The organism is Clostridium sp. AM27-28, assembly GCF_003480955.1.
Lineage (GTDB): Bacteria > Bacillota > Clostridia > Lachnospirales > Lachnospiraceae > Otoolea > Otoolea fessa.
Map to the genome: position 1 here is coordinate 1 of NZ_QUJT01000024.1, position 6,805 is coordinate 6,805.

The following is a 6,805-nucleotide window of genomic DNA, read 5'->3' on the forward strand; positions in this document are numbered from 1 at the left end:
GCTGTCCCGCAAAATAGCTGCGGAGATCACGAAATATGCCGCAGAGTATCAGGCAGATGTAATTGTTTTTGAGTATCTGGAAATGCAGGGAAAAATATCCGGAAAAAAGAAACAAAAGCTTCATTTATGGAGAAAGCGGGATATTCAGAAACTGTGTGAACATCAGGCACATCGGAACAGAATTCGTGTGTCCAGGGTCAGTGCCCGGAACACCAGCAGGCTGGCCTGTGACGGAAGCGGAGCGGTAGTAAGAAATCAGGAGAACCATAGCCTATGTACCTTCCGGACGGGAAAACAGTACAACTGCGACCTGTCAGCATCCTATAATATTGGAGCGAGATATTTTATACGGGAACTTTTAAAACCCTTGCCGGAAACGGGAAGGTCTTCACTGGAGGCAAAAGTACCTGCAGTGAAGCGTAGAACCTCATGTGTTTATGCAGATTTAAGAAAGCTTTATGTAGAAGTAAACAATTTAAAAGCGGCATAAACGCAGGCAGATATACAGCGGACTACCTGTAATGTGGAAACCAGCCGTATCCGGCATGGGAAAAGTGCGTATCCGCACAAATTCTAAGTTACTGGCGTATCCGCCGATATTTAGTCTTGCCGTTTAAAACGGCTGAGAAGCACGTGACTTTAGCCATGTGAGGTTCACTTTGTATGAACATCAGTCAACCTGGAATCCGAATATGCCGCTGCGTTTTCTGATTTATGTGACGAAAGAATACCAGATGCTCATTCGGAATCAAACGCTGTATGCGTCAACGCTGGTAGAATTGCCGACCCCACACTTTGTTGTATTTTACAATGGAGAAGAGGAGCGGGAAGCGGAAAGTGTTCTGAAACTGTCACATTCATTCTGCCAGAAGGCGGATGAACCAGAGCTGGAATTGATAGTGAAGGTATTGAATATTAATCTGGATAAAAAACAGAGGATTTTGGAAACTTGCTGCCTGTTGAAAGAGTATATGCTTCTGGTTGACAAGATTCGTAAATATGCGGCAGAGTATAAGGACATAAACCGGGCGGCAGAGCAGGCTGTGACGGAATGTATTGAGGAAAATATACTGGCTGATTTCCTGAGAAAGAATCGAACGGAGGCGATAGAGGTGTGTATTTTCGAATATGATGAGAAACGGGAAAAGGAATTGATTCGGAAGGCAGAGTATGCGGAAGGTAAGAAGGAAGGATTAAAGGAAGGTCAGAAGCAGGGTGAAGAACGAGTGTTTGGAATTTATAGATTATATCGAGATAAATATACAGAAAACCAGATTGCAGAACAGATGAAAATAGATGTGGATGAAGTTAGGAATATTTTGGAAAAGTTTAAGGAATAGGTGCGGCGGTTGGTTATACATATGCTAATATTATCATTGAACCGCAAAATCCGGATAATGGCATTATCTTTGAATTTAAGCATTCCAAGGAAGTGTCAGGATTAGATAAGACCTGTGAAAGAGCGCTCAAGCAAATCAGAGATCGAAGGTATTCTGAGTATCTGAAAAATGATGGTCGCCATAATATAATGCTTTATGGCATCGCTTTTTACAAAAAGAGATGTAAAGTAGTGGTTGAGAAACTGAAAGAAGCATAATGTTGATCAGCCCGCTTACTATAATCGTATACGATTTGTAGGTGGGCTTCTTTTTTGATGCTATGTCAATAGTTGCAACGGTGTACAAAGGGAACATAATAAAAAACTTAATAATGGACTGCCAATCTTACACAAAGTACCGCCCAAACGAGACTACGGGCGGTATTTTTGTATCATGGCGGAGAAAGGAGGAACTTCCCACGGGGGCTTGACTGAAAAGTTGAGCCCCTTTTTTCATGCCAAAAAACAGGAGGTAAATGCTTATGGCAGATGATAAAACCACAAAAACGCCGGAACAGCCGGTAACGGATAGCGGGCCGGGCAAGGAAACACCGCCTAATCCCCCAAAAGAGTCGGAGAAGGTTTCCGTTTCCCCGGAGCCGGAAAAAAAGACGGAACCAGAGGTAAAGACCCCACAGGTTTCTGTCTATAACTTCGCTGAAATTATGAAGGAAAAGAAAGCCGAGGAACGAGCGGCAGCTCCCGGCGTGGAAAAGCCTGACCCGGCAAAAGCGGAGAAACCGGAAAAGCAGCCGGAGGCTCCGAAAAAAGCAGAGGAAAAACCCAAAGAGCCGGAACAGCCGAAGCGCCGGGGCCGTCCCCCGAAAGCAGATAAGGACAAGGACGCAGCCTCGAAATCCAAAGCTCCCGCACAGAAAACGGAAAAGGCGGTCAAAAAGGAACCGGAGAAAAAAACGGCTCCAACGGTACAGGCCGCTCCCGCTCCGAAGGAACCCGAAAAACCGAAGGATGCTCCACGCCGGGGCAAGGAGCAGATCGTCTATATCAAGCTGAACGAACTCCACGCCTTCAAGAACCATCCCTTTGAAGTCCGGGACGATGAAGAAATGCGGGCTATGGTGTCCAGCGTTAAGGACAAGGGCGTGACCCAGCCCGCTATCGTCCGTCCCCGTGAGGATGGCGGCTATGAGATCGTGTCCGGCCACCGCCGCCAGAAAGCCAGCGAGCTTGCCGGATATGCGGATATGCCCTGTATCGTCCGAAACCTGACAGACGATGAAGCCATCACGCAGATGGTCGAGGATAATCTCAACCAGCGTGAAGAAATCCTCCCCAGTGAGCGGGCCAAAGCCTTGAAAATGCAGCTTGAGGCTATCAAGCACCAGGGCTCCCGCACTTCGGGCCAGATTGACCCGAAGGACGCAGGAAAACGCTCCAACGAAATTGTGGCCGAGCGTAATAAGATGGCGGTCAAACAGGTGCAGCGGTATATCCGGCTCAATGAGCTGGTTCCCGACTTGATGAAGCTGATGGATGAAAAAAAACTGGGCTTTACTACGGCGGTGGAGCTTTCCTATATCGGCAAGAAGAACCAGAACTATATCGCCGTTGCCATTGACAGCCAGCAGTCCTCGCCTTCACAGGCGCAGGCAAAGCGTATGCGGGAACTGGACGAAAAGAAGCTGCTCAACGGGGATGTGATCGACGGCATTATGATGGAGGACAAAAAGGAGGTAGACAAAGTGATTTTGACAGGTGCGGAACTGAGCAAGTATTTCGGCAAGGAAACTACGCCGAGGGAAATGAAGGACCAGATCATCAAGCTGCTGGACGACTGGAAGGGTCAGCAGAAGGAACACGAAAAACCGGAGAAGAAAACCGAACAGGAAAAGTAAGCTAAAACTTCGGGTCAGCATGGCCCGAGGATTGCGGGGCTCTGCCCCGCGCCCCGAAGCTCTGGAGATATAAATGATTCCCCGTCGCCAGTTATTCCGTAGCATAGCCGGGAAAATCAGTCAAGGGCAGCGCCGCCGCAGGCGGTGCCAGAGGCACCCTTGACGGATTTCTCCCGGTTATGCTTTTTCCCGGTCAAGCGACGGGGATATAAATTCTCCAGAGCCGTTCCCCTTCCCGGGGGAAGGGGCGGAGGGATTGGGCGAACTCTTGCTTTTCCCTAAACCAAAACAGAAATGGAGGCTCAACCAATGAAACGACCTTTAGCGTACCTGACCGCCGCATGGAGCGGCGAGCCGGATGTTGATATGGAGCTGGCGGCTCACTACTGCCGCCTTGCTTATGAGGCGGGCTTTTCCCCGATCTGCCCGCTCTTGTACCTGCCGCTGTTTTTGAATGACAGCGTTCCCGAGGAACATAAGGCCGGGATTGATATGCGCCGGGATATGCTGCGGCGTTCTCATACCCTGATCGTCTGCGGCAGCGTTGTGGACGAGGATGTGAAAAACGATATTGCGGTTGCCGGACGGCTGGGCATTGCGGCGACAACGCTGGAAGGGGTGCTTGCCGTGAAGGGACACGGCACCCCGGGCCATGCCGGACATTAAGCTGGGGAGCCTTTTCGACGGGATCGGCGTGTTCCCTCTGGCTGCTTCCCGGTGCGGTATCCGTCCGGTCTGGGCCAGCGAGATTGAAAAAGCGCCCATCTCCATAACCAAAAGGCACTTTCCCGATATGGCGCATTTGGGAGATATTACGAAGGTGGACGGCGGGAAAATCCCGCCGGTCCATGTGATAACCTTCGGTTCCCCCTGTCAGAACCTTTCTCTGATCGGCAACCGCTCCGGCCTTGCCGGGGCAAAATCAAGCCTGTTCTATCAGGCGTTTCGTATCATACAGGAAATGAGGGATGCTACTGATAACCTATATCCAGCTATCGCTGTTTGGGAAAACGTCATGGGAGCGTTTTCTACAAATGACCGGATGGACTTTAGAGCCGTCCTATCCGCCTTCTCGGACACCGAAGTTCCAATGCCTCCTTCGGGAAGATGGGGAAATGCCGGAATGGTGCGAGGGGGAACGCCTGATGTGTGCTGGCGGCTCATGGACGCCCAGTATTGGGCAGGCACCCGAAGGCTGGCACGAAGGCAGCGGATTTTCGTCGTGGCGGATTTTGGAGGCAGACGTGCCGCAGACATACTATTTAAGCCCCGTCCAATGCTCCCACTTCCTCCGCCTTGCGGAGAGGGCGGGCGGGCCGCCGCCGAAGGAGATCGAACAGCTTCTTTTGAAACAGGGCGGCAGATACCAGTCATCCACCCCTTTCAGTGCTTCCGTATGCGGGGAGCGGCAAAAAGGCAGGAAGAAACGGCCTTCCGAAACAGCTTCGGATTACCAACTGACCCTTTTCCCACTCTTTTAGCCAGTGACGTGACGCCCTTCGCCTTCTGGTATGAGGGCGACCCGGAGGGCGGCTGTATCCGTTTTCTGACGGAAACGGAAAGCGAACGGCTGATGGGGCTGCCAGAGGGCTGGACAAAGTACGGGGCGGACGGCGTGGAGATCCGGCCTCTGCAACGCTACAAGGCGCTGGGGAACGCGATTGCCCTCCCTTGCGCCGATTACATTATGGCCGGGATCTATGAGGTGCTGGCTGACCGGGCCGGAAAGGAGGAATGAGCCCATGTTTGAAGCCTATATAACCAACACCGCCCTGTACCCCTTGATGGGGATTGAGGTAGGGACAACGGTACATTTCCCCACGACGACACAGGAGTTGCAGGCCGCCCTTGCCAAAATCGGGATAGACGGGAAACGGTACAGCGAAGTGTTCTTTACCAGCTTTGACAGCGATGTGCTGGGGCTCTACGATCATCTCTACGAATGTGAGAACATCGACGAGCTGAACGAGCTGGGCCACGCCCTGCTGGAAGTACGGGATAAGGGCGGACTGGAAACCTTTGAAGCCGCTCTTGTCTTGGGAAACCACACACGGAGCGTGAAGGATTTGATAAACCTGACGCAGAACCTTGACCTTTACCGCTTTTACCCGGATATTTCCGATGATGAAGGGCTGGGCCGCCTTTACGCCGACGAGCTTGGGACCATCGACATACCGGAGCACATTCAGAACTACTTCGATTATGAAGCATACGGGCGGGATGTGCGTATCAACGAGGGCGGCGTATTCGCTCCCGGTGGATATGTGTCGGCAGTCCCGGAGGGCTTCAAGGAGTATTACCACGGGCCGCAGGACATTCCGCCGGAACACCGGATATTTGCCTATCCTGAAAAGGCCGAACCTGTCCACTCCATTCTCGTTGCACTCAAACGGTTTCAAGAAGCCCCGCCCGCTCCGAAAAAGGACAAGGCGGGGCCTTCCCATGAAGAACGGTAGGACTTCGGGCCAGCATGGCCCGAAGCATGAAGGAGGTGCATACCATCAACTATTACCCTATCAATGAAGGAGCCGCCCGCCGGGCAAAGGAAATGAACAGCTTTTCCGACTACAAGGAAGGGAGCGCAACGGCGGAATACCGGGCAATGGTGGACAAGGCCGCCGCCATAGCGGAAAAGCAGAAATCCCGGGTGGCCCCCATGTACCATGAGAAGATCGACCATTTGTTAGACACCTATGCCCGAAAGCTGGCTGAAAACATGAACCAGGGCTTTGCCATTGACGCAAGGGTTCCCTCTGTGATGATCGCCGGACCTGCCAATTTCCCGGTGGGGAAGAAGGAAAAACAGAACCGGGCCCGGGACAGCAACATGGAGGAATGGCAGTATATTCAAGGGCTGCTGGATAAGATACGCAGTACCGGCATGGGCGGGATCAGCGCCGATGACCCGGCAGCGATTGAAAAGCTCCAGAAGAAGCTGGACGGGCTGGAACGCTCCCAGCTCATTATGAAGGAGGTCAACGCCTATTACCGCAAGCATGGCAAACTGGATGGCTGTGCGCTGCTGTCGCCGGACCAGATCGAAAAGCTGAAAGCAAGCATGGCGTCAAGCTGGCGGAGCGACCCGAGGCCCTTTGAAAGCTACCAGCTTACCAACAACAACGCGGAGATCCGCCGGGTAAAGGCCCGTATCGAACAGCTTTCCAAACAGGCACAGCAGGAATTTTCCGGCTGGGAGTTCGATGGGGGTCGTGTGGAAATGAACCGGGAGGACAACCGCTTGCAGGTGTTCTTTGACGGAAAGCCTGACGCGGACACCCGGGCCGAGCTGAAAAGCAGCGGCTTTCGTTGGGCTCCCAGCGTGGGTGCATGGCAGAGGCAGCTCACGGACAACGCCATCCGGGCGGCTGACCGGCTGGAATGTATCAAGCCGCTGTCCGGCGAAAAGCCCTCCCAGCTTCAAAAGAAGCCCTCTATCTTGCAGACCATGCGGGAACAGGGCGAAAAAGTCCAGACGGAGCCGGAAAAGAAAGCTCCGTCCGGCAGGGATGCCGAGCGGTAAGGGGCTGTCGCATTAGCAAATATTTTTGCTGGGCGGCAGCCCTACTTTCTG

General features: G+C 52.6%; 7 protein-coding genes. All 7 read left to right on the forward strand.

Annotated features, from left to right (window positions below; translation table 11 throughout):
- On the forward strand, nt 1-490 hold a 490-nt coding region (locus tag DW720_RS15260; RefSeq protein ID WP_243099739.1), incomplete at its 5' end, for an IS200/IS605 family accessory protein TnpB-related protein.
- Nucleotides 491-659: 169 nt separating this feature from the next.
- On the forward strand, nt 660-1,340 hold the full coding sequence (locus tag DW720_RS15265; protein ID WP_118522387.1) for a hypothetical protein: 681 nt from the start codon (nt 660-662) through the stop codon (nt 1,338-1,340).
- Nucleotides 1,341-1,854: 514 nt separating this feature from the next.
- Complete coding sequence (locus DW720_RS15280) at nt 1,855-3,234, forward strand: ParB/RepB/Spo0J family partition protein (RefSeq protein WP_107001186.1); 1,380 nt, start codon at nt 1,855-1,857, stop codon at nt 3,232-3,234.
- Between the two features lie 309 nt (nt 3,235-3,543).
- Nucleotides 3,544-3,900: a hypothetical protein gene (locus DW720_RS15285; RefSeq protein WP_009901612.1), complete on the forward strand. Its 357-nt coding sequence runs from the start codon at nt 3,544-3,546 to the stop codon at nt 3,898-3,900.
- Nucleotides 3,887-4,972 (forward strand): DNA cytosine methyltransferase, encoded by a 1,086-nt coding sequence (locus DW720_RS15290; RefSeq protein ID WP_107001185.1) that lies wholly within the window; start codon nt 3,887-3,889, stop codon nt 4,970-4,972. Before DW720_RS15285 ends, DW720_RS15290 begins: the two co-directional genes overlap by 14 nt.
- Before the next feature lie 4 nt (nt 4,973-4,976).
- Nucleotides 4,977-5,690 carry an antirestriction protein ArdA gene (locus DW720_RS15295; protein ID WP_107001184.1) on the forward strand — a complete coding sequence of 238 codons (714 nt, stop codon included), beginning with the start codon at nt 4,977-4,979 and terminating at the stop codon, nt 5,688-5,690.
- Nucleotides 5,691-5,704: 14 nt separating this feature from the next.
- Complete coding sequence (locus DW720_RS15300; protein WP_107001183.1) at nt 5,705-6,754, forward strand: hypothetical protein; 1,050 nt, start codon at nt 5,705-5,707, stop codon at nt 6,752-6,754.
- The last annotated feature ends 51 nt before the right edge of the window (nt 6,755-6,805 follow it).

Excerpts from the sequence above, each read along its gene's own strand:
- DW720_RS15290 (WP_107001185.1), top strand. The coding sequence starts at position 3,887 with ATGCCGGACATTAAGCTGGGGAGCCTTTTCGACGGGATCGGCGTGTTC.
- DW720_RS15280 (WP_107001186.1), top strand. The coding sequence starts at position 1,855 with ATGCTTATGGCAGATGATAAAACCACAAAAACGCCGGAACAGCCGGTA.
- DW720_RS15295 (WP_107001184.1), top strand. The coding sequence starts at position 4,977 with ATGTTTGAAGCCTATATAACCAACACCGCCCTGTACCCCTTGATGGGG.
- DW720_RS15300 (WP_107001183.1), top strand. The coding sequence starts at position 5,705 with ATGGCCCGAAGCATGAAGGAGGTGCATACCATCAACTATTACCCTATC.
- DW720_RS15285 (WP_009901612.1), top strand. The coding sequence starts at position 3,544 with ATGAAACGACCTTTAGCGTACCTGACCGCCGCATGGAGCGGCGAGCCG.